This is a genomic window from Streptomyces sp. NPDC006602, assembly GCF_042870385.1.
GTDB lineage: Bacteria > Actinomycetota > Actinomycetes > Streptomycetales > Streptomycetaceae > Streptomyces.
The window spans coordinates 292,236-313,922 of sequence record NZ_JBIAHG010000006.1 but is presented as its reverse complement, the minus strand read 5'-3'; the positions used below and the strand labels follow the sequence as shown (position 1 = coordinate 313,922).

At 70.5% G+C, this 21,687-nt stretch carries 17 protein-coding genes and 2 pseudogenes; 8 read left to right on the top strand and 11 right to left on the bottom strand.

Annotated elements, in window-relative coordinates; all coding sequences use genetic code 11:
- Positions 1-237: 237 nt before the first annotated feature.
- From ACFYO2_RS19320 to ACFYO2_RS19310, 3 genes are all read right to left on the bottom strand, one after another.
- On the bottom strand, positions 238-1,527 hold the full coding sequence (locus ACFYO2_RS19320; protein WP_388350122.1) for a citrate synthase: 1,290 nt from the start codon (positions 1,525-1,527) through the stop codon (positions 238-240).
- A gap of 212 nt (positions 1,528-1,739) precedes the next feature.
- Positions 1,740-3,983: an ATP-dependent RecD-like DNA helicase gene (locus ACFYO2_RS19315; RefSeq protein WP_388350120.1), complete on the bottom strand. Its 2,244-nt coding sequence runs from the start codon at positions 3,981-3,983 to the stop codon at positions 1,740-1,742.
- Positions 3,984-4,032: 49 nt separating this feature from the next.
- Positions 4,033-4,398 (bottom strand): hypothetical protein, encoded by a 366-nt coding sequence (locus ACFYO2_RS19310; RefSeq protein ID WP_388350119.1) that lies wholly within the window; start codon positions 4,396-4,398, stop codon positions 4,033-4,035.
- A gap of 215 nt (positions 4,399-4,613) precedes the next feature.
- Between ACFYO2_RS19310 and ACFYO2_RS19305 the strand changes: the two genes are divergently transcribed.
- The 5 genes from ACFYO2_RS19305 (at position 4,614) to rbsD (ending at position 10,537) form a co-directional block, all read left to right on the top strand.
- Positions 4,614-5,726, top strand: coding sequence for a LacI family DNA-binding transcriptional regulator (locus ACFYO2_RS19305; protein WP_388350117.1), 1,113 nt, complete (start codon positions 4,614-4,616; stop codon positions 5,724-5,726).
- On the top strand, positions 5,723-7,243 hold the full coding sequence (locus ACFYO2_RS19300; protein ID WP_388350116.1) for a sugar ABC transporter ATP-binding protein: 1,521 nt from the start codon (positions 5,723-5,725) through the stop codon (positions 7,241-7,243). The genes ACFYO2_RS19305 and ACFYO2_RS19300 overlap by 4 nt, the downstream gene beginning before the upstream one ends.
- Positions 7,233-9,182, top strand: a complete 1,950-nt coding sequence (locus ACFYO2_RS19295) for a substrate-binding domain-containing protein (protein ID WP_388350114.1) — start codon at positions 7,233-7,235, stop codon at positions 9,180-9,182. The genes ACFYO2_RS19300 and ACFYO2_RS19295 overlap by 11 nt, the downstream gene beginning before the upstream one ends.
- A 66-nt stretch (positions 9,183-9,248) precedes the next feature.
- The gene (locus tag ACFYO2_RS19290) at positions 9,249-10,151 is read left to right on the top strand and encodes a ribokinase (protein WP_388350112.1); all 903 of its coding nucleotides are present in this window, start codon (positions 9,249-9,251) and stop codon (positions 10,149-10,151) included.
- The gene (gene rbsD, locus ACFYO2_RS19285) at positions 10,148-10,537 is read left to right on the top strand and encodes a D-ribose pyranase (protein WP_388350110.1); all 390 of its coding nucleotides are present in this window, start codon (positions 10,148-10,150) and stop codon (positions 10,535-10,537) included. Before ACFYO2_RS19290 ends, rbsD begins: the two co-directional genes overlap by 4 nt.
- Before the next feature lie 194 nt (positions 10,538-10,731).
- Here the strand turns inward: rbsD and ACFYO2_RS19280 are convergent, their stop codons facing one another.
- The 4 genes from ACFYO2_RS19280 to ACFYO2_RS19265 form a co-directional block, all read right to left on the bottom strand.
- Positions 10,732-11,820, bottom strand: coding sequence for a hypothetical protein (locus tag ACFYO2_RS19280; RefSeq protein WP_388350108.1), 1,089 nt, complete (start codon positions 11,818-11,820; stop codon positions 10,732-10,734).
- 134 nt (positions 11,821-11,954) lie between these two features.
- Positions 11,955-12,755 (bottom strand): sugar phosphate isomerase/epimerase family protein, encoded by an 801-nt coding sequence (locus tag ACFYO2_RS19275; RefSeq protein ID WP_388350403.1) that lies wholly within the window; start codon positions 12,753-12,755, stop codon positions 11,955-11,957.
- Between the two features lie 35 nt (positions 12,756-12,790).
- Complete coding sequence (locus tag ACFYO2_RS19270) at positions 12,791-13,942, bottom strand: dihydrodipicolinate synthase family protein (RefSeq protein ID WP_388350106.1); 1,152 nt, start codon at positions 13,940-13,942, stop codon at positions 12,791-12,793.
- The gene (locus ACFYO2_RS19265; RefSeq protein ID WP_388350104.1) at positions 13,939-15,090 is read right to left on the bottom strand and encodes a Gfo/Idh/MocA family protein; all 1,152 of its coding nucleotides are present in this window, start codon (positions 15,088-15,090) and stop codon (positions 13,939-13,941) included. The genes ACFYO2_RS19270 and ACFYO2_RS19265 overlap by 4 nt, the downstream gene beginning before the upstream one ends.
- A 380-nt stretch (positions 15,091-15,470) precedes the next feature.
- Here ACFYO2_RS19265 and ACFYO2_RS19260 point away from each other — a divergent pair, with 380 nt between their 5' ends.
- The 3 genes from ACFYO2_RS19260 to ACFYO2_RS19250 all read left to right on the top strand — a co-directional run bounded on the left by ACFYO2_RS19260 (position 15,471) and on the right by ACFYO2_RS19250 (position 18,515).
- Positions 15,471-16,517 (top strand): LacI family DNA-binding transcriptional regulator, encoded by a 1,047-nt coding sequence (locus ACFYO2_RS19260; RefSeq protein WP_388350102.1) that lies wholly within the window; start codon positions 15,471-15,473, stop codon positions 16,515-16,517.
- A gap of 253 nt (positions 16,518-16,770) precedes the next feature.
- Positions 16,771-17,703: a GNAT family N-acetyltransferase gene (locus ACFYO2_RS19255; protein ID WP_388350100.1), complete on the top strand. Its 933-nt coding sequence runs from the start codon at positions 16,771-16,773 to the stop codon at positions 17,701-17,703.
- A gap of 11 nt (positions 17,704-17,714) precedes the next feature.
- On the top strand, positions 17,715-18,515 hold the full coding sequence (locus ACFYO2_RS19250) for a sugar phosphate isomerase/epimerase family protein (RefSeq protein ID WP_388350099.1): 801 nt from the start codon (positions 17,715-17,717) through the stop codon (positions 18,513-18,515).
- A 31-nt stretch (positions 18,516-18,546) separates the two neighbouring features.
- On the opposite strand, the pseudogene ACFYO2_RS19245 reads toward ACFYO2_RS19250, so the two are convergent.
- The 4 genes and pseudogenes from ACFYO2_RS19245 to ACFYO2_RS19230 all read right to left on the bottom strand — a co-directional run.
- A pseudogene (locus ACFYO2_RS19245) lies at positions 18,547-18,714 on the bottom strand (RNA-guided endonuclease TnpB family protein); the annotation flags it as partial.
- On the bottom strand, positions 18,692-19,345 hold the full coding sequence (locus tag ACFYO2_RS19240) for a GNAT family N-acetyltransferase (RefSeq protein WP_388350097.1): 654 nt from the start codon (positions 19,343-19,345) through the stop codon (positions 18,692-18,694). The gene ACFYO2_RS19240 and the pseudogene ACFYO2_RS19245, both read right to left, overlap by 23 nt.
- 12 nt (positions 19,346-19,357) lie before the next feature.
- Positions 19,358-20,263: pseudogene (gene aroA / locus ACFYO2_RS19235) on the bottom strand (3-phosphoshikimate 1-carboxyvinyltransferase); the annotation flags it as partial.
- Positions 20,264-20,364: 101 nt separating this feature from the next.
- Complete coding sequence (locus tag ACFYO2_RS19230) at positions 20,365-21,291, bottom strand: peptidoglycan-binding protein (RefSeq protein WP_388350095.1); 927 nt, start codon at positions 21,289-21,291, stop codon at positions 20,365-20,367.
- Positions 21,292-21,687: the final 396 nt, after the last annotated feature.

Here is a 21,687-nt window from a genome sequence, read left to right as displayed (position 1 = left end):
GGCAGATCGCACACAGCAGTAGTACGACGAGTTCTGCTCGTTTTGCTCAAACAGCGATTCAGGCGCTGGTTTCTCACAGACGCCCGGCCGGATCCCGTGGGGGGAATCCGCACCGGGACATGGGAAGGCGCCCTGTACGCCGGCCCGTGGGGGGACCGGCGGCAGGGCGCCTTCCGTTTTTGGCTGTCGGCCGTGTTCTCGCAGGCGCGCCACCTTCCGGCAGCGCGCCTGCGTCGATCAGCGCTCCTCGACCGGAACGAAGTCGCGCTCGACGACACCCGTGTAGATCTGGCGCGGGCGGCCGATGCGGGAGCCCGGCTCCTTGATCATCTCGTGCCACTGGGCGATCCAGCCCGGGAGGCGGCCGAGGGCGAACAGGACCGTGAACATCTCGGTCGGGAAGCCCATGGCGCGGTAGATCAGGCCGGTGTAGAAGTCGACGTTCGGGTAGAGGTTGCGCGAGACGAAGTAGTCGTCGGAGAGCGCGTGCTCCTCCAGCTTGAGCGCGATGTCCAGCAGCTCGTCGGACTTGCCGAGGGCGGACAGCACGTCGTGCGCGGCGGCCTTGATGATCTTCGCGCGCGGGTCGAAGGACTTGTACACCCGGTGGCCGAAGCCCATCAGGCGGACGCCGTCCTCCTTGTTCTTCACCTTGCGGATGAAGGAGTCGACATCGCCGCCGTTCGTCTGGATGCCCTCCAGCATCTCCAGGACGGACTGGTTGGCACCGCCGTGCAGCGGGCCCCACAGGGCGTTGATGCCGGCCGAGATCGACGCGAACATGTTCGCCTGCGAGGAGCCGACCAGGCGCACGGTGGAGGTCGAACAGTTCTGCTCGTGGTCCGCGTGCAGGATCAGCAGCTTGTCCAGGGCGGAGACCACGGTCGGGTCGGGCACGTACTCCTGAGCCGGGACCGAGAAGGTCATGCGCAGGAAGTTCTCGACGTAGCCGAGGTCGTTGCGCGGGTAGACGAACGGGTGACCGATCGACTTCTTGTACGCGTACGCCGCGATCGTCGGAAGCTTGGCGAGCAGCCGGATCGTCGAGAGGTTGCGCTGCTTCTCGTCGAACGGGTTGTGGCTGTCCTGGTAGAACGTCGACAGCGCGGAGACGACCGACGACAGCATGGCCATCGGGTGGGCGTCGCGCGGGAAGCCGCGGTAGAAGTTCTTGACGTCCTCGTGCAGCAGGGTGTGCTGCGTGATGTCGTTCCGGAAGACGGTGAGCTCGTCGACGGTGGGCAGCTCACCGTTGATCAGCAGGTAGGCGACCTCCAGGAAGGTGGAGCGCTCGGCCAGCTGCTCGATCGGGTAGCCGCGGTACCGGAGGATGCCCTGTTCACCGTCGAGGTAGGTGATGGCGGATTTATAGGCGGCGGTGTTGCCGTAACCGCTGTCCAGCGTCACCAGACCGGTCTGGGCACGGAGCTTCCCGATGTCGAAGCCCTTGTCGCCGACGGTGCTGTCGATCACCGGGTAGGTGTACTCGCCGTCGCCGTACCGCAGTACTACAGAGTTGTCGCTCACGTCATCCCTCACCGACGTTGTGCCTCTTCTTCGAGGTTGCCCTGACTGTCTCTACCATCCCCCATTTGGCGCAGGAGAGTGCACTCGGGGTCGACCATTGGGCTTATCGGCGGCACTGAGTGCCGCCAACTTGCTCATCCTGCCCCTCCCCAACCCGCTTCCGGAAGGGCTCTGTGACCCACATGACTCATTTGATCGATCATTTTTTGTGGTCACAGTCCCGAGAGCCGGAAGTCGAGTGCCGTGCAGCGGCGTCCCGCGGACACCGTGCGCACGGCCTGGCCGATCGCTTTGCGTGAACCGACGAGGACGACCAGCTTCTTGGCCCGGGTGACCGCCGTGTACAGGAGGTTCCGCTGGAGCATCATCCAGGCGCTGGTGGTGACCGGGATGACCACGGCCGGATACTCGCTCCCCTGCGATCGGTGGATGGTCACCGCGTACGCGTGGGCCAGCTCGTCCAGTTCGTCGAATTCGTACGGCACCTCCTCGTCCTCGTCGGTCAGCACTGTGAGGCGCTGGTCGACCGGGTCGAGCGAGGTGACCACGCCCACGGTGCCGTTGAAGACACCGTTGGTGCCCTTCTCGTAATTGTTGCGAATCTGGGTGACCTTGTCGCCGACCCGGAAGACCCTGCCGCCGAACCTCTTCTCCGGCAGTTCGGGGCGGCCCGGGGTGATGGCCTGCTGGAGCAGGCCGTTGAGGTTGCCCGCGCCGGCGGGTCCCCGGTGCATGGGCGCGAGGACCTGGACGTCCCGGCGGGGGTCGAGGCCGAACTTGGCCGGAATTCGCCGTGCCGCCACGTCCACGGTGAGGCGGCCGACCTCCTCCGTGTCGTCCTCGACGAAGAGGAAGAAGTCCTTCATGCCGTCGGTGACGGGGTGCTGCCCGGAGTTGATCCGGTGCGCGTTGGTCACCACGCCGGACTGCTGGGCCTGCCGGAACACGCGCGTGAGGCGCACGGCCGGAATCGGGCCGCCGTCGGCGAGCAGGTCACGGAGGACCTCGCCGGCGCCGACGCTGGGCAGCTGGTCCACGTCCCCGACGAAGAGGAGGTGGGCGCCCGGAGGCACCGCCTTCACCAGCTTGTTGGCGAGCAGCAGGTCGAGCATGGACGCCTCGTCGACCACCACCAGGTCGGCGTCCAGCGGGCGGTCCTTGTCGTAGGCCGCGTCGCCACCGGGCTTCAGTTCCAGCAGGCGGTGGACGGTGGAGGCGTCGGCGCCGGTGAGTTCCGCGAGGCGCTTGGCGGCGCGGCCGGTGGGAGCGGCGAGGACGACCTTGGCCTTCTTGGCGCGGGCCAGCTCCACGATCGAGCGGACCGTGAAGGACTTGCCGCAGCCGGGGCCTCCGGTGAGGACGGCGACCTTCTCGGTCAGCGCCAGCTTCACGGCCGCCTCCTGCTCGGGGGCGAGCTTCGTCCCGGTGCGCGAGGCGAGCCAGCCCAGCGCCTTGTCCCAGGCCACGTCCCGGAAGCCGGGCATCCGGTCCTGATCGGTGCGCAGGAGGCGCAACAGCTGGGCGGACAGGGAGAGTTCGGCCCGATGGAAGGGGACCAGGTAGACCGCGGTGACGGTGGCACCGTCCGGACCCGGCACCTTCTCCCGTACGACACCGGGGTCCTCCCCCTCCTCCGGGGGTGCCGCGAGCTCGGCGAGGCACTCGATGACCAGGCCCGTGTCGACCTGGAGGAGCTTGACCGCGTCGGTGATCAGCTGTTCCTCGGGCAGGTAGCAGTGGCCCTGGTCGGTGGACTGCGAAAGGGCGTACTGCAGACCCGCCTTGACGCGCTCCGGGCTGTCGTGAGGGATGCCGACGGACTGGGCGATCTTGTCGGCGGTGAGGAAGCCGATGCCCCAGACGTCGGACGCCAGGCGGTACGGCTGGTTCTTCACGACCGAGATCGAGGCGTCGCCGTACTTCTTGTAGATGCGGACCGCGATGGACGTGGACACCTCGACGGTCTGGAGGAAGAGCATGACCTCCTTGATCGCCTTCTGCTCCTCCCAGGCGTCGGCGATCTTCTTCGTCCGCTTGGGGCCGAGGCCGGGGACCTCGATGAGGCGCTTGGGCTCCTCCTCGATGACCTGGAGGGTGTCCAGGCCGAAGTGCTGGGTGATGCGGTCGGCGAAGACCGGGCCGATGCCCTTGACCAGGCCGGAGCCGAGGTAGCGGCGGATGCCCTGGACGGTGGCCGGGAGCACGGTCGTGTAGTTCTCGACGGTGAACTGCTTGCCGTACTGCTGGTGGGAGCCCCAACGGCCCTCCATCCGCAGGGATTCGCCGACCTGGGCGCCGAGCAGCGCGCCGACGACCGTCAGGAGGTCGCCGCCCCCTCGGCCGGTGTCGACCCGGGCGACCGTGTAGCCGTTCTCCTCGTTGGCGTACGTGATGCGCTCCAGCACGCCTTCGAGCACGGCGAGTCGCCGCTCCCCGCTCCCCGTTTCCTGAGCCATGATCCGACGGTACCGCCCGGCACCGACAAGACCGCCCGGCACCGACAACTCACCCGGCCTGGGCGACCACGTGGTCGACGACCTTCTGGAAGTCCTCGGTCGGGGAGAACTCCACGAACTCGCAGTCCTCCAGGGCCACCGGGACATGGCCGGGTCCCCAGTAGTACGCCTGACCCGCCTCGTACTCCTCCTCACCGTCGGCCGTGAGCATCTTCAGCCGCCCCTTGAGCAGGTAGCCCCAGTGGGGGCACTGGCACGCGTCGCCCGGCATGCCCTTGAGGGCCGGGCCCATGTCCGTGCCCTGCGGCAGGCTGACGTAGCCGACCGAGAGGCCGCCCCCGATGGGCTTGATGCGCACCTCCACTCCATCGCCTTCGAGCGCGATGGGAACGTCGTTACGAGTCGCCGACGTCATGAGTCCTCCGTTCCGGCCCACCAGGACCCTCGAGGAAACGACCCCGCATCTCCAGCGTGAACCGCCCCGGAGGACGCCGCGACATCACGATCCGGTCTCGGGGTCTTGTTTACTCGCGTGTAATCGATTCCAATCCTCTCTACACACGGATGTAATCGATTCCATGGGCTCCGGACGAGTTCCATGAGCGAGTTCCACAAGGAGGTGGAGCGGCGATGGCGAGCATCAAGGACGTCGCTGCCGAGGCGGGCGTTTCGGTCGCCACGGTCTCGCGTGTCCTGAACGACCATCCGTCGGTCAGCGCGGAGGCACGCGCACGCGTGCAGGCCGCCGTCGAGGTGCTGGGCTACCGCCGGAACGCCGTCGCCCGTTCCCTGCGCACCGACCAGACCCACACCCTCGGCCTGGTGATCAGCGACGTGATGAACCCGTACTTCACCGAGCTGGCCCGCTCCGTGGAGGAGGAGGCCCGCGCGCTGGGCTACAGCGTCATCATCGGCAACGCCGACGAGCGGCCGGACCTCCAGGACCACCACGTACGCAACCTGCTGGACCGCCGTATCGACGGCCTCCTCGTCTCCCCCACCGACGGCGGCTCGCCGCTGATGCTCGACGCCGCGCGCGCAGGGACGCCGATGGTCTTCGTGGACCGGTGGATTCCGGGCGTGGAGGTGCCAGTCGTCCGGGCGGACGGACTGGAGGCCGTGCGCGACCTCGTCGCCCATCTGCACGGCCTCGGTCACCGGCGGCTCGCGATCATCGCGGGCCCGGCGGCGACCACGACCGGCCAGGAGCGTGTGACGGCCTTCAGGGTGGCGCTCAACGCGTACGGCCTCGATCTCCCCGACGTCTACATCGGCCAGGGCGACTTCCAGGCCGACAGCGGGCGGCGGGTCACCGAGGGCTTCCTCGACCTTCCGGAGCCGCCCGAGGTCGTCTTCGCGACGGACAACCTGATGGCCCTGGGCGCGCTGGACGCGATCCGCGCGCGCGGGCTGCGGGTTCCCGAGGACATCGCGCTGGCCGCGTTCGACGACATCCCGTGGTTCGTGCACACCGATCCGCCGATCACCGCGATCGCCCAGCCCACGGGCGAGTTGGGGCGGGCCGCGGTGCGCGCGCTGGTCGACCGCATCGAGGGGCGGACGCCGCGGTCCGTCACGCTCCCCGCCCGTCTCGTCGTACGCCGCTCGTGCGGCGAACCGGCTTCCCCGGTGCCGCCGACTTCCCCGGTGCCGCCGACTTCCCCTGAGGCACCGGCTTCCCCACAGCCGCCCCCCGCACAGTCCCCCGCTGTGCGGTCCCCCGTAAGAAGGAGCCAGTCGTGAGCAACCAGGACGAGTTGCTGCGCATCGAGGGCATAAGGAAGACCTTTCCCGGCGTGGTCGCGCTCGACGGCGTCGACTTCGACCTGCGCCGGGGCGAGGTGCACGTACTCCTCGGTGAGAACGGCGCGGGCAAGAGCACCCTCATCAAGATGCTCTCCGGCGCCTACACGCCCGATGGCGGGCGGATCCTGGCCGGCGGCGAGGAGGTGCGCATCCATGGTGCGCAGGACTCCGAGCGTCTCGGGATCGCCACGATCTACCAGGAGTTCAACCTCGTTCCCGATCTGACGGTCGCCGAGAACATCTTCCTGGGGCGGCAGCCGCGCCGCCTGGGGATGATCGACCGGAAGAGGATGGAGGCGGATGCCACCCTCCTCCTGGAACGGGTCGGCGTGAACGTGCCCCCCCGCGCGCGGGTGCGTGAACTCGGTATCGCTCGCCTCCAGATGGTCGAGATCGCGAAGGCGCTGAGCCTGGACGCGCGCGTGCTGATCATGGATGAGCCGACCGCCGTACTCACCTCCGAGGAGGTCGAGAAGCTCTTCTCCATCGTGCGCACGCTGCGCGAGGACGGCGTCGGGATCGTCTTCATCACGCACCACCTGGAGGAGATCGCCGCCCTGGGAGACCGGGTGACGGTCATCCGTGACGGCCGTAGCGTCGGGCAGGTCCCCGCCGACACGCCCCAGGACGAGCTCGTACGCCTCCTGGTGGGGCGCTCGATCGAGCAGCAGTACCCGCGCGAACGGACCGACACGGGAGGTGCGTTGCTCACGGTCGAGGGGCTGACCCGGGACGGTGTCTTCCACGACGTCACCTTCGAGGTGCGCGCCGGCGAGGTCGTCGGTATCGCGGGGCTGGTCGGGGCCGGCCGTACGGAGGTCGTGCGGGCCGTGTTCGGGGCGGACCCGTACGACAAGGGTGCTGTGAAGGTCTCCGGTGCCTCGGTCCCCAAGTACGACGTCAACGCGGCGATGGGCGCCGGCATCGGGCTGATTCCCGAGGACCGCAAGGGCCAGGGCCTGGTGCTGGACGCGTCCGTCGAGGAGAACCTCGGGCTGGTGACCATGCGCGCCGCGACCCGCGCGGGGCTCGTCGACCTCAAGGGGCAGCACGCGTCGGCCGCGCGGATCGCCGAGCAGCTCGGCGTGCGGATGGCGGGCCTCGGCCAGCACGTCCGGACCCTGTCCGGCGGCAACCAGCAGAAGGTCGTCATCGGCAAGTGGCTCCTCGCCGACACCAAGGTGCTGATCCTCGACGAGCCGACGCGCGGCATCGACGTCGGCGCCAAGGTCGAGATCTACCAGCTGATCAACGAACTGACGGCCGCCGGTGCCGCCGTCCTGATGATCTCCAGCGATCTGCCCGAGGTGCTCGGCATGAGCGACCGGGTGCTGGTGATGGCCCAGGGCCGGATCGCGGGCGAGCTGTCCGCCGACGAGGCCACGCAGGACGCGGTGATGGCACTCGCCGTAAGCACATCCACAAGTGAACTGGAGGCCGGCCGTGGCCGCTGACACGCTCAAAAGCACAACGGGCGCCGGTGGCGCCGCGGCGGTCCGCCGTCTGCTCCTCGACAACGGCGCGCTCACCGCGCTGATCGTCCTCGTCGTCGCCATGTCGGCGCTGTCGGGCGACTTCCTGACCACGGACAACCTGCTCAATGTCGGTGTCCAGGCGGCTGTGACCGCCATCCTCGCCTTCGGCGTCACCTTCGTGATCGTCTCGGCGGGCATCGACCTGTCGGTGGGCTCGGTGGCGGCACTGTCGGCCACCGTTCTTGCCTGGAGCGCCACATCGCACGGCGTCCCGGTCGTCGTAGCGGTCGTGCTGGCGGTCGCCACCGGCATCGCGGCCGGCCTGGTCAACGGCTTCCTCATCGCCTACGGCAAGCTGCCGCCGTTCATCGCGACGCTGGCCATGCTGTCGGTGGCCCGCGGGTTGTCGCTGGTGATCTCCGAGGGCTCGCCGATCGCCTTCCCCGCGTCCGTTTCCCATCTCGGGGACACACTCGGCGGCCGGCTGCCGGTGCCGGTGCTCGTGATGATCGTGATGGGGCTGATCGCCGCCTTCGTGCTCGGCCGGACGTACATCGGCCGCTCCATGTACGCGATCGGCGGCAACGAGGAGGCCGCCCGGCTGTCCGGCCTGCGCGTGAAGAAGCAGAAGCTCGCCATCTACGCCCTGTCCGGGGTCTTCGCCGCCGCCGCGGGCATCGTGCTCGCCTCCCGGCTGTCCTCCGCACAGCCGCAGGCCGCGGACGGCTACGAGCTGGACGCGATCGCCGCGGTCGTCATCGGCGGCGCCTCGCTCGCGGGCGGTACGGGCAAGGCGTCCGGGACGCTGATCGGTGCGCTGATCCTGGCGGTGCTGCGGAACGGGCTCAACCTGCTTTCGGTGTCCGCCTTCTGGCAGCAGGTCGTCATCGGTGTGGTGATCGCGCTGGCGGTGCTGCTCGACACCCTGCGCCGCAAGGCCGGGGCGACCCCGGTGGCCGCGGGCGCGTCCGGCGGAGGCGGGGGCAAGCAGGCGACGACGTACGCGCTGGCCGCGGTGGTCACCGTGGCGATCGTCGGCGCGACCTCGTTCCTGCACAGCGGCAACTCGTCGTCCTCGACCCCGAAGATGGGCCTGTCGCTGTCCACCCTCAACAACCCGTTCTTCGTACAGATCCGGGCGGGCGCCCAGGCCGAGGCGAAGAAGCTGGGCGTGGACCTGACCGTCACGGACGCGCAGAACGACGCCTCCCAGCAGGCCAACCAGCTGCAGAACTTCACCAGTTCGAGCCTCGACGCGATCATCGTCAACCCGGTGGACTCGGACGCGGCGAGCAACTCGGTGGAGGCCGCCGACAAGGCGAAGATCCCGGTCATCGCGGTCGACCGGGGCGTCAACAAGGCCACGGTGGACGCGCTGGTCGCCTCCGACAACGTCGCCGGCGGTGAGCTCGCGGCGAAGACGGTCGCCGAGAAGCTGGGCGGCAAGGGCAAGATCGTGATCCTGCAGGGCCAGGCGGGCACCTCCGCCGCCCGGGAGCGCGCCGAGGGCTTCGCCAGGGGCCTCGAGGCCTATCCGGGCATCCAGGTGGTGGCCCAGCAGCCGGCCGACTTCGACCGCACCAAGGGCCTCGACGTGATGTCGAACCTGCTCCAGGCCCACCCGGACGTCCAGGGCGTCATCGCCGCCAACGACGAGATGGCCCTCGGCGCGATCAAGGCGCTGGGCTCCAAGGCCGGCACGTCCGTCCAGGTCGTCGGCTTCGACGGCACCCCGGACGGCCTCGAGGCGGTCGCGGCGGGCACGCTGTACGCGTCCGTGGCGCAGCAGCCGACCCAGTTGGGCAGGATCGCCGTGGACAACGCGCTGAAGGGGCTGGAGGGCAAGAAGGTCGAGGAGACGGTGAAGGTGCCGGTGAAGGTGGTCACGAAGGAGAACGTGGCCGGCTTCAGCGGCTGACATCGACGAGCGGGCGGGCGGCCACCGGGCCGCCCGCCCCGGGTCACTCACAAGGGGAGTCCATTCATGTACGACTACGACCTCCTGGTCGTAGGGTCGGCCAACGCCGACCTGGTGATCGGCGTCGAACGACGGCCCGGGCCCGGAGAGACGGTCCTCGGCTCCGACCTGGCCGTCCACCCCGGCGGCAAGGGCGCGAACCAGGCGGTCGCCGCCGCCCGCCTCGGCGCCCGTACGGCCCTGCTGGCCCGGGTCGGCGACGACGCGCACGGTCGGCTGCTGCTCGACTCGCAGCGGGCGGCCGGCGTCGACACGGTGGGCGTCCTGGTGGGCGGTGCGCCGACCGGTGTCGCGCTGATCACGGTGGACCCGTCCGGCGACAACAGCATCGTGGTCTCGCCGGGCGCGAACGGCAGGCTGACACCGGGGGACGTCCGGGCGGCCGGGAGCCTCTTCCACGCCTCCCGCGTGGTGTCGACGCAGCTGGAGATCCCGCTGGAGACGGTCGTGGAGGTCGTACGCAATCTCACGCCGGACAGCCGCTTCGTCCTCAACCCGTCGCCACCGCGTCCGCTCCCCGCGGAGCTGCTGGCGGCCTGTGACCCGCTGATCGTCAACGAGCACGAGGCGAAGGTGATCCTCGGGGACACCCGTGTCGGCGAGCAGCCCGAGGACTGGGCGCGGATCCTGCTCGCGAAGGGGCCGCGGTCGGTGGTGGTGACGCTGGGTGCGCAGGGTGCGCTGGTGGCGTCCGCGGAGGGGGTGACCCGGGTCCCTTCCGTGAAGGTGTCCGCCGTGGACACGACCGGCGCGGGAGACGCCTTCACCGCGGCGCTGGCGTGGCGGCTGGGCGCGGGCGCCTCGCTCGCGGAGGCGGCGGCGTACGCGTCCCGGGTCGGGGCGGCGGCGGTGACGAAACGGGGCGCGCAGGAGTCGTTCCCGACGGCGGCGGAAGTGGCCTCGCTGTGAAGAAGGCCGGAATCCTCAACCGCCATCTCTCCGGGGCCCTCGCCGAGCTGGGCCACGGGGACGGCGTGCTGGTGTGCGACGCCGGCATGCCGATACCCGACGGCCCTCGTGTCGTCGACCTCGCCTTCCGCGCCGGGGTGCCGTCCTTCGCCGAGGTACTGGAGGGACTGCTGGCCGAGCTGGTGGTGGAGGGCGCGACGGCGGCGACGGAGGTACGCAAGGCGAATCCGGCGGCTTCGGGGCTGCTGGACGGTCACTTCCCGGAGCTGGCCCTGGTCGCGCACGAGAAGCTCAAGGAGCTGTCGGGGGACGCGCGTCTGGTCGTACGGACCGGGGAGGCACGGCCGTACGCGAACGTGCTGCTGCGGTGCGGGGTCTTCTTCTGAGCCGTCGGTCCTTCTGAGCCGTCGGCCATGGACAAACTTCGAGGGGGCCCGGTCAGTGACCGCGCCCCCTCGGGATTTCCCCTCCGCATCAGGTCCCCCGCGATCCCCCCGGATCCCCCTCCGAGAAGCCCTGACACCACATACGACCCGCCAGGTGGGGGAAGGGTTGTACGCGTCCTGAAGATTTTTTTCCGCTAGCCCGCCCGCCACCTGAGCGGCTTCACTCCCGTGCCCTCTCCCTGGAACGACACCATCGACGGGCGGTCGCCCTTCGGGAGCAGGTAGATGCCGCACAGGGTCAGCGTGGAGCCCGGCTGCAGGCGGGTGTTCGGGACGCTGCCGCGGCACTGGTCGATGCCCTCTCCCTCCCCGGAAGCGGAGAAGGACAGGTCGAGCAGGGGCAGGGGCCGCACGTCGCGGCCGCCGGCGCTGCGCAGGCCCACGCCGTCGTCCATGACCGGGAGCAGCTTCTCCTTGCCGGCGTTGCGGTAGTCGATCGACACGTACCACGGCACGGTGTTCTTGGACGTGTCGCTCAGGTCGTAGTCGCTCAGGTCGGTGAGGCTTCCGGCGCGCACGCTCTTCGGAGTGACGCGGATCGGGACGGCACCGCCCTTGGTGGTGCCGTCCTTCCAGGACGACTCGGCGGTGGTGCCCGCGGCCAGCAGACCGTCGTCGTCACCCTTGCCGTCGCCGACCTTCCACAGCAGGGTGCCACCGGTCTCGTCGGAGTAGGCGACGGTCGCGGGCTCATGTCCCTCAGGCACCATGACCAGTTGGCAGACGGTGGCGGTACCGCCCGGCGGGACCGAGGCGGGACCGCCCTTGTCGCAGTCGTCCGGCAGGCCCGAACCGGATCCCGTGGCGAGCGGGTTGGTGTTCCACAGGGAGACCGGCGTGCCCGGCGTGCCGTCGGCGAGGGTGACCGTGAAGTTCCCCTCGGGTCCCGGCTGAGTCACCGCGTCCGAGCCGGTGTTGGTGTAGCCGACGGTCAGGTAGTACGGGACCCTGCCCTTGAGGTCGTCATCCAGGTTCACGTCCTCGAGATCGGCGGCCGTGCCGCGTGCGAGCCGCTTGGGGGCGATCTTCACCCGCTGCGTGGCGCTCGAACCGGTCCACGTCCCTTCCCGCACGGTCGACTCGACCGCCAGCGCCACGGGTTTGCTCGTTCCCTTGCCGGAATCGGCACCCTCGCCGTCACCGGAACCACCCGAGTCCGACGACCCCGTCCCGCACGCCGTCACCACCATCGCGAGCACACCGGCCCCCGCGATTCCTGCCATCGTCCTGCGCGTACGCATCCGCACCCCGTGTTTGCTCTCCGCTGTTCTGTTCACAACGCGAACAGCCTATACACAGGGGATCCAGCGAGATCCGGCCGCCGGGAGCCTCCCACCACCCGGCGGCCGTCAGTCGCTCAACCGATGACGTGTTCCACGAACCGTGCCGCCGTTTCCGCGAGCACCTCGCGCCCGTCCCGTGCCCACAACGCGTCGTTGAACAGCTCGACCTCGATCGGGCCGGTGTAACCGGCCGCCTCGACGTACGCCTTCCACTCCCGCATGTCGATCGAGCCGTCGCCGATCTGGCCGCGGCCGTTGAGGACGCCCTCCGGCAACGGGGTGGTCCAGTCGGCGAGTTGGAAGGTGTGGATACGGCCGCCCGCGCCGGCCCGGGCGATCTGCGCGGGGGCCGTGTCGTCCCACCAGATGTGGTACGTGTCCACCGTGACGCCGACCTGCCGGGCCGGGAAGCGTTCCGCGAGGTCCAGGGCCTGGGTGAGGGTGGAGACCACGCAGCGGTCGGCGGCGTACATGGGATGCAGCGGCTCGATGGCCAGCCGTACGCCGTGGGATTCGGCGTACGGACCCAGCTCGGCCAGCGCGTCGGCGATCCTCTCCCGAGCGCCGTGCAGGTCCTTGGAGCCGGCCGGCAGGCCGCCGGAGACCAGGACCAGCACCTCGGTGCCGAGGGTGGCGGCCTCGTCGACGGCTCGGCGGTTGTCCGCCAGGGCCGCCGCGCGCTCGTCCGGGTCGATGGCCGTGAGGAAGCCGCCGCGGCAGAGGGTGGTGACGTTCAGGCCCGCGTCGCGGACCAGTTTCGCCGTCGCCTCCACGCCGTACGACTGGACCGGTTCGCGCCACAGGCCCAGCCCCGGTACACCCAGCTCCAGGCAGGTGTCGACCAGTTCGGGCATCGACAGCTGCTTGACGGTCATCTGGTTGATGGAGAAGCGGGAGAGATCTGCGGTGCTCACTGGGTCACTCCGTACAGGCTCAGCAGCGTCTTCATGCGCTCCTCCGCCAGCTTCGGGTCGGGGAACAGGCCCAGGCCGTCGGCGAGTTCGTAAGCGCGGGCGAAGTGCGGGAGGGAGCGGGCCGACTGGAGGCCGCCGACCATGGTGAAGTGGCTCTGATGGCCCGCGAGCCAGGCCAGGAACACCACGCCGGTCTTGTAGAAGCGGGTCGGCGTCTGGAAGAGGTGGCGGGACAACTCGACCGTGGGATCGAGGAGTTCGCGGAAGCCGGCCACGTTCCCGGTGTCCAGCACCCGTACCGCCTCGGCCGCCAGGGGCCCCAGCGGGTCGAAGATGCCGAGCAGGGCGTGGCTGAAGCCCTTCTCGTCGCCCGCGATCAGCTCGGGGTAGTTGAAGTCGTCGCCCGTGTAGCAGCGCACGCCCTTCGGGAGCCGGCGGCGCAGGTCGATCTCGCGCTGGGCGTCCAGGAGGGAGACCTTGATGCCGTCGACCTTGTCGGGGTGGGCGGCGATGACCTCGAGGAAGGTGTCGGTGGCGGCGTCGAGGTCCGTCGAGCCCCAGTAGCCCTCCAGCGCCGGGTCGAACATCGGACCCAGCCAGTGCAGGATCACCGGCTCGGTGGACTGACGCAGGAGGTGGCCGTAGATGTCGAGGTAGTCCTCGGGGCTCTTGGCCGCCGCGGCCAGCGCGCGGGAGGCCATCAGGATCGCCTGCGCGCCGGACTCCTCGACGAGGGCGAGCTGCTCCTCGTAGGCCGCGCGGACCCCTTCCAGCGTCCCGGCGGCGATCTGGTCGGTGCCGACGCCGCACGCGATGAGGCCGCCGACCGCCTTGGCCTCGGCCGCGCTGCGGCGGATCAGCTCGGCCGCGCCCGCCCAGTCCAGGCCCATGCCGCGCTGGGCGGTGTCCATGGCCTCGGCGACGCCGAGCCCGTGGGACCACAGGTGGCGGCGGAAGGCGAGGGTGGCGTCCCAGTCGACGGCGGCGGGCGAGTCGGGCGACACGTCCGCGTACGGGTCGGCGACGACGTGGGCCGCGGAGAAGACCGTACGGGAGGTGAAGGCGGTGCCGGAGGTGACGGCGAGGGGGTCGGGGCGGGGCTCGTACGTCCTCGATCCGCCCTTGAAGTCGGGGAGTCGGATGGTCACAGCGTGACCTCCGGCACGTCGAGACGGCGGCCCTCGGCCGACGACTTCAGGCCCAGCTCGGCGAGCTGGACGCCGCGGGCGCCGGCGAGGAGGTCCCAGTGGTAGGGGGCGTCGGCGTAGACGTGCCTGAGGAAGAGCTCCCACTGGGCCTTGAAGCCGTTGTCGAACTCGGCGTTGTCGGGCACTTCCTGCCACTGGTCGCGGAAGACCTCGGTGGCCGGGATGTCCGGGTTCCAGACCGGCTTGGGGGTGGCGGACCTGTGCTGGACCCGGCAGTTCCTGAGTCCGGCCACTGCCGAGCCCTCCGTGCCGTCCACCTGGAACTCGACGAGTTCGTCGCGGTTGACGCGGACCGCCCACGAGGAGTTGATCTGGGCGATCGCGCCGCCGTCGAGCTCGAAGATGCCGTACGCGGCGTCGTCGGCGGTGGCGTCATAGGGCTTGTCGTTCTCGTCCCAGCGCTGCGGGATGTGGGTGGTGGCGATGGCCTGGACGGACTTCACGCGGCCGAACAGCTCGTGCAGGACGTACTCCCAGTGCGGGAACATGTCGACAACGATGCCACCGCCGTCCTCGGCACGGTAGTTCCACGAGGGGCGCTGGGCCGCCTGCCAGTCACCCTCGAAGACCCAGTAGCCGAACTCGCCGCGGATGGACAGGATGCGGCCGAAGAAGCCGCCGTCGATGAGGCGCTTGAGCTTGAGCAGGCCGGGGAGGAAGAGCTTGTCCTGGACGACGCCGTGCTTGATGCCCTTGGCGTTGGCCAGGCGGGCCAGCTCCAGGGCGCCTTCGAGGCCGGTGGCCGTGGGCTTCTCGGTGTAGATGTGCTTGCCCGCGGCGATCGCCTTCTTCAGCGCCTCCTCGCGGGCGGAGGTGACCTGGGCGTCGAAGTAGATGTCCACGGTCGGGTCGGCGAGGACCGCGTCGAGGTCCGTGGAGACGTGCTCCAGGCCGTGCTGCTCGGCGAGCGCGCGCAGGGCGTACTCACGGCGGCCGACCAGGATCGGCTCCGGCCACAGCACGGTGCCGTCGCCGAGGTCGAGGCCGCCCTGCTCACGGAGGGCCAGGATGGAGCGGATCAGGTGCTGGCGGTAGCCCATGCGCCCGGTCACGCCGTTCATGGCGATACGCACCGTCTTGCGTGTCACGTCATTCCCTTCGTAGGCGTCGTACGCGGCGTTCGCGCGCGTTTCGTACGCGGTTGTGCGCGCCGCGTACGCCTAGGCCGGGGCGTCGGATTCCCGCCCTGCTGATGAGCGTTACAGCAAGCGCTTTCTATCTGATGAGAAGCTAGCCTCTGACCAGCGGTCCAGACAAGACCGTGACGCGGTTGAGTTGTTCGAGGGGGCGAACAACAGGGGGTCGGAGCCTTAAGGTCTGGTCGACACCATTGACTCACCCTGTACCCAGGGCAGGCCGGTGCTGACCCGTGGCCGACTCACGGCTGCGGGAACCGGTGGGGCCCGCAGGCCCGTGTACGACGAGGTACGACGAGGTACGACGAGATGCGCGACCGGAGGACGACGACATGACGGTGACCCTGGCGGACGTGGCGGCCCGCGCCCAGGTCTCCCCCGCGACGGTGTCGCGCGTGCTCAACGGGAACTACCCCGTCGCCGCCTCCACCCGCGAGCGGGTGCTGCGAGCGGTGGACGAGCTGGACTACGTACTCAACGGCCCGGCGAGTTCCCTCGCGGCGGCGACGTCCGACCTGGTCGGGATCCTGGTGAACGACATCGCCGACCCGTTCTTCGGGATCATGGCCGGCGCGATCCAGTCGGAGATCGGGGGACCGGGCGGGCGCGCGGGGGGCGAGCGGCTGGCGGTCGTGTGCAACACCGGGGGCTCCCCGGAGCGCGAGCTGACCTACCTCACGCTGCTGCAGCGGCAGCGGGCGGCGGCCGTGGTGCTGACCGGCGGTGCGGTGGAGAACGTGCCGCACGCCGCGGCCATGAACTCGAAGCTGCGCAAACTCGCGGACGCGGGGACGCGCGTGGTGCTGTGCGGCAGACCGCCGGCGCCGGACACCCGGGCGATCGCGCTGACCTTCGACAACCGTGGGGGCGGACGGGAGCTGACCGAACACCTCATCGGGCTCGGGCACCGGCGGCTGGGCTACATCGCGGGTCCCGAGGAACGGACGACGACCCGTCACCGGCTGGAGGGGCACCGGGAAGCCCTGAAGGCCCACGGCATCGACGAGGACCCGCGCTGGACCGTTCACGGGCGCTACGACCGGCGGTCCGGGTACGAGGCCACGCTGGAGCTGCTGCGTCGGGATCCGTCGTTGACGGCGGTGGTGGCGGCGAACGACTCCGTCGCGCTGGGGGCGTGCGCGGCGCTGCGGGAGTCCGGGCTGCGGATTCCGGACGACGTGTCGGTGGCCGGGTTCGACGATCTCCCCTTCAGCATCGACGCGGTGCCCGCGCTGACGACGGTTCGGTTGCCGCTCGCGGAGGCGGGGGCGCGGGCGGGGCGGATCGCGATGGGGCGGGAGGAGCCGCCGCCGGGGGGCATCGCCACGGTTCGGGGGGAGCTGATGGTGCGGGGGTCCTCCGGGGTGCCGCGGGGGTGAGCTTGCCGGCGCTTGCGCGGTGAACCGGCATTGGCGCTCCGGGGCCTTTGCCCCGGACCCCCGGGGCCTTTGCCCACCCTGGCGCCCGTCTCGGTCGGTCGAGGGGCGGGCCCTGTTCAGGGGGCTCCGTCCCCGGCCCCCCGCAGCGGGCTCGCTCCGCAAGGGCATGGACGGGTTGCCTCCCCGCGGCCTACGCTCGACTCAGCGATATCTCTGACTGAGTCAACCATCGGACCATCGGGGGTGGGTCGACATGACCGTCCAGGACATCCGCGCCTTCAACCGCTTCTACACGAACGTCATCGGCGCCCTCGACTACAGCCGCCACCTCTACGCCCCCTACACGCTCACCGAGTCCCGCGTCCTGTACGAACTCGCGCACTCCCCGCGTACGGACGCGGCCGACCTGCGCACCGAACTCTCCTTGGACGCCGGGTACTTGAGCCGGATCCTGAACAAGTTCGAGCAGGACGGGCTGATCGAGCGGGCCCCCTCCCAGCAGGACCCTCGCCGGCGCCGCGTCTCGCTGACCGCGCGCGGACGCGAGAGAGCCGACCTGCTCGCCGAGCGCGCGAACGAAAGCGTCGGCGCGCTGCTCGCCACCGTCCCGTCCGCCGACCGTCCCCGCCTCTCCGCGGCGATGCGGACCGTGCGGGAGCTCCTCTCCGAGGGGCGCCCGCCCCGCCGCGAGGACGTCGTCCTGCGGGAGCCCGGCCCCGGCGACCTCGGCTGGATCGTGCAGCGCAACGCCGCGCTGTATGCGGCGGAGTACGGCTGGAACGCCGACTACGAGGGGCTTGTCGCGAGGATCGTCGCCGACTTCGCGGAGGACCACGATCCGCACCTGGAGCGGGTGTGGATCGCCGAGCTGGACGGGCGGCCGGTGGGCTGCGTGATGTGCGTACGGGACGAGGCGCCCGCCACTGCCCGGTTGCGGCTGCTGCTGGTCGAGCCGGACGCGCGGGGGCTCGGCATCGGTGACCGGCTGGTCCGGGCGGTGGTCGACTTCGCGCGCGGAGTCGGCTACCGCGACCTGGTCCTGTGGACCAACGACGTCCTCTCCGCCGCCCGGCACATCTACCGGCGCCACGGTTTCGCCCTCGTCGCCGAGAAACCCCACCGCTCGTTCGGAAAGGACCTGATCGGCCAGGACTGGCGCCTGGACCTCACCGGGACCGGCGAGTGACAGTAGGGACCATGAAACTGGCGTTCTCCACCCTCGGTGTCCCCGGCCTGCCCCTCCCCGAAGTACTGCGGCTCGCCACCACGTACGGCTACCACGGCGTCGAACTGCGCGCGGATCCGGAGGAGCCGGTCCACCCCGGCCTCGATCTGGGCCAACGCGCCGACGTGGCCGCCCAGTTCAAGGCGGCGGGCGTGGAGGTGCTGGGGATCGCGGGGTATGCGCGGGTGGCCGCGCCGGGCGACGACGCCCCCGTGATCGAGGAGATGCGCCGCCTGCTCGACCTCGCCCGCGACCTGGGCGCCCCCTTCATCCGGGTGTTCCCCGGCGGTGCGGCCGAGCAGAGCCGGGAGGAGGCCGACGCCACGGCCGCCCGGCGTCTCGGCACGGCCGCCGAGTACGCCGCCGACCTCGGCGTCCGCATCCTCCTCGAAACCCACGACTCGCACCGCACCGGCGCCGACGCGATCCGCGTCCTCGGCCGGGTCGGCCATCGGCACGTCGGCGCCCTCTGGGACGTCATGCACACCTGGCTGGGCGGCGAACAGCCCTCGGAGACGTACGCAGCCCTCTCCCCCTACCTGGGGTACGTCCAGGTCAAGGACATCGCCTCCCCCGACGACACCACCCCCCTGCGCCTCGGCGCCGGCGTCCTCCCGCTCACCGAGTGCGTCGACGTCCTCTCCCGCCACGGCTGGGACGGCTGGCTGTGCTGGGAGTACGAGAAGCGCTGGTACGAGGCGGCCACCCCGCTCCCCGACCTGCTGCGCGCGGGCCACGACCATCTGGCCCGGCTGCTCAACGACAGCGCTTGAATCCTTCCCCCTCGTGAACGAGGGGGATGGCTCAGGCAGCCTCCTGGAGCAGCGCTCCAGGAGTTCTTGCGCCATCAGCATCAGCCGGGTTGAGACCAGCCCGGACGAGCATCACGCCGGCGGAGTTCTTGTCCCTGGGCGAGACGGCTCCGCACGCGGTGCAGGTGTAGGTGCGCTCACCCAGCGGCAGGCGATGCTTGGCCCCCACCCGCCGCCAACCCCGCCACCCGCTCCTCCAGCCGACCCCGGCACTGGGGCCACTCCGCCGCCGTGATCGAGAAGATCGCGGAGTCGCGCAAGCGGCCGTCCTCGCCCGGCGCCCAGGAGCGGGACCAGTTGCGCAGGACGCCCTCGAAGCGGGCGCCGGCCTTCTGGATGGCCGCGCGGGAGCGGTCGTTGCGGGCGTCCGTCTTGAGGTCGACCCGGGACACGTCCCACTCCTCGAAGGCGTGCCGGAAGAGCAGGAGTTTGGCCTCGGTGTTGATGCCCGTGCCCTGGGCGGAGGCGGCGAGCCAGGTGAAGCCGACCTCGACGGCGTCCAGTTGGTCGTCGGTCAGCCAGCAGCGGGGCTCCCAGAAGGAAGTCGCGCCGACCACCCGGCTCGTGCGCGCGGAGATCTGGACGTACGGCGCGAGTCGTCCCGTGGCCGCGCGGGCGAGCTGTGCGTCGATGTACGCGGGGACCTCGTCGGCCCGGGGGACCCATGTGAACGCGTATGTGTCCCGGTTCTCCTCCGCCGCCTGCGCCAGCCCGGCCGCGTGCTGGTGCTCCAGCGGTTCCAGGCGGACCAACGCGCCCTCCAGGACAGGCCCCTCCAGCTTGAAGCTCACCCTCGCCGTCCCTCACAACCGTGCGCGCAGCGCCCCGAACTCCTCATGGAAACCGGGGAAAGTCTTGCGTACGCAGCCCGGGTCGTCGAACGAGATTCCCGGCGTGCGCAGTCCCGTCACCGCGAAGGACATCACGATGCGGTGGTCGCCGTACGACGTGATTTCGGAACCCACCAGGCCGTCAGCCGCTCCACCCGGCCGGATCTCGATCCAGTCCGGGCCCGTCTCCACCGTCGCCCCCAGCCGTCGCAGGTTCTGCGCGCAGGCCTCCAGACGGTCGCACTCCTTCACCCGGGTGTTCGCCACGTCCTCGATCCGTACCGGGCCGGAGGCGAAGGGGGCGATCGCGGCCAGGGTCGGCATGGTGTCCGAGATGTCCCGCATGGCGACCGTGAGGCCGTTCAGGCGGCCGGTTCCCCTGACCGTCGTGGCGTCCGCACCGATCGTCACCTCGGCGCCCATCCGGCGCAGTACGTCGACGAAGACGAGGTCGCCCTGGAGCGCCCCCGCGCCGAGGCCGGGGACCGTGACCTCGCCGCCCGTCAGGGCCGCCGCCGCGAAGAAGTAGCTGGCGGTGGAGGCGTCGGGCTCGATCGCGTATGTCGTGGCCCGGTAGCCGCCCGGCGGGACGGCGAAGACGTTCCCCTCCCGCCGCACCTCGACCCCGAACTCCCGCATCATCGCGAGCGTGATCTCCACGTACGGCGCCGAGACGAGGTCCGTCACCGCGATCCGCAGACCGGTCCGCGTCAGCGGGCCCAGCAGCAGCAACGCCGTCAGGTACTGCGAGGACTGGCCCGCGTCCAGCGTGACCTCGCCGCCCTCGACGCCCGCCGCCACCACCGTCAGCGGGTGGTGGCCCTCGGCCTCCTCGTGGCGCAGGTCCACGCCCAGGTCGCGCAGGGCCCGGGTCAGCGGACGGCCATGGGGCCATGCTGACCCGACCCCCGGCCCATGTGCCGGAACGTCCGCGAAGTGGACCTTGGAGTGGACCTGGAACGGTCCGCGGTCCCGGGCGGTCAGGAGAAGAGCAGCCGCCAGGTCAGCGGGCCCGGCCGGCCGTCCGCGTCGCCGCGCAGCTCCTTGCGGGACTTCTGGAAGTCGCGCACGTTGAGCCGGTCTGCCTCGCCCCACGTCCGGCTGGGGCCCACCTTGTAGTGGTCGCCGAAGCCACGCTTCACCAGCTGTTTGCCGAGCTGGAGGACGTACTGGTTCGAGGCCCCCTCTGTGAAGTACTTGCGGCCGGGGAACGCCGGCACCGTGGGCTTGGACGGCTTCGACGGCGTGGTCTGCGGCGGGGTGTCGTCGCCGAGGTCGAGATCGTCCTTGGCGTACTTGACCACCCGGGCGAAGTCGATCGCGCCGGGGTCGCCGTGGACGTTCTCTGGCACGTGCATGTGGCCGCAGATGCCCTTGAACCCCTTCCACTCGGCGAACGACATCCGCTGGTCGCCACCGTCCGCGTACGACGTGGGGTACGCCGGCCACGCCTTCGGGCCGGACAGCGCCACGCCGTGCTCCTCGTGCATCCACGCCAGGAACCGCGCGACCTCCCGCAGGGCCCAGTCGGGGGCGTCCGGCCAGTAGATGTGGGCCTGACCGGCAGCCTTCCACTTGGTGTGGGTCTTGGGGTCGCAGGTGCCGACCAGCTCCACCTGGCAGACGTTCAGGGTGTTCGTCTCGACGCCGAGGGCCTTGTTGACGAGGGCCCTGGACGAGCTCTCGATGTCGAAGTGCTGGTACCACTTCAGCTTCTTGGCGGCGAGGTCCGGCACGGCCGTCAGGTTCGGCGCCGAGGAACCGCCGCCGTAGCCCGGCAGGCTGCGGCCCTCGGTGGTGTGCAGGACGACGACGTCGACCTCCATCGCCGTACCGGGATAGTCGTCCTGGTACCAATTGGCACGGCTGGCGCCGGGGAATCTCTGGGGGCCGGTCTTCGTGCTCACGTGCTGCCTCCTGGTGTCGGCCGGGATCGGCTCTCTCGGCTGGTCTCGGCCGGGAATCGGGGTCCCTTTGGGGGAGATCATGCGGCCAAGAGCCGTTGAATGTTGGAAGGTTGGCGGAATTCAACGTGCCGGGCAGGTCGACGGGCGCCTCTGCCCCTCCTGCCCCCCTGAGCCCGCCCGCACCAACTTCCGGGAACCGGGAACCCCGCCCCGACCCCGCTCGTCCAACCCGCAAGCTGCCGGAGAGTCACCGTGGTCCGGTGTCGGCCTCGCTGCTGGCTGCGAACGCTGACCCACCCTCTCCGCCGAACCGCGGCCGGCAGCGTGCCGCCATCGGCGCGCCCCCCTCCAACAGCGCCGATGGCGGCCCCTCTCCGACCTGCGGCCGGCCCGGTA

Coding starts and splice junctions, on each gene's coding strand:
- ACFYO2_RS19255 (WP_388350100.1), top strand. CDS start 16,771: ATGACCGTCCAGGACATCCGCGCCTTCAACCGCTTCTACACGAACGTC.
- ACFYO2_RS19290 (WP_388350112.1), top strand. CDS start 9,249: ATGTACGACTACGACCTCCTGGTCGTAGGGTCGGCCAACGCCGACCTG.
- ACFYO2_RS19260 (WP_388350102.1), top strand. CDS start 15,471: ATGACGGTGACCCTGGCGGACGTGGCGGCCCGCGCCCAGGTCTCCCCC.
- ACFYO2_RS19310 (WP_388350119.1), bottom strand. CDS start 4,398: ATGACGTCGGCGACTCGTAACGACGTTCCCATCGCGCTCGAAGGCGAT.
- ACFYO2_RS19305 (WP_388350117.1), top strand. CDS start 4,614: ATGGCGAGCATCAAGGACGTCGCTGCCGAGGCGGGCGTTTCGGTCGCC.
- ACFYO2_RS19315 (WP_388350120.1), bottom strand. CDS start 3,983: ATGGCTCAGGAAACGGGGAGCGGGGAGCGGCGACTCGCCGTGCTCGAA.
- ACFYO2_RS19250 (WP_388350099.1), top strand. CDS start 17,715: ATGAAACTGGCGTTCTCCACCCTCGGTGTCCCCGGCCTGCCCCTCCCC.
- ACFYO2_RS19275 (WP_388350403.1), bottom strand. CDS start 12,755: ATGACCGTCAAGCAGCTGTCGATGCCCGAACTGGTCGACACCTGCCTG.
- ACFYO2_RS19280 (WP_388350108.1), bottom strand. CDS start 11,820: ATGGCAGGAATCGCGGGGGCCGGTGTGCTCGCGATGGTGGTGACGGCG.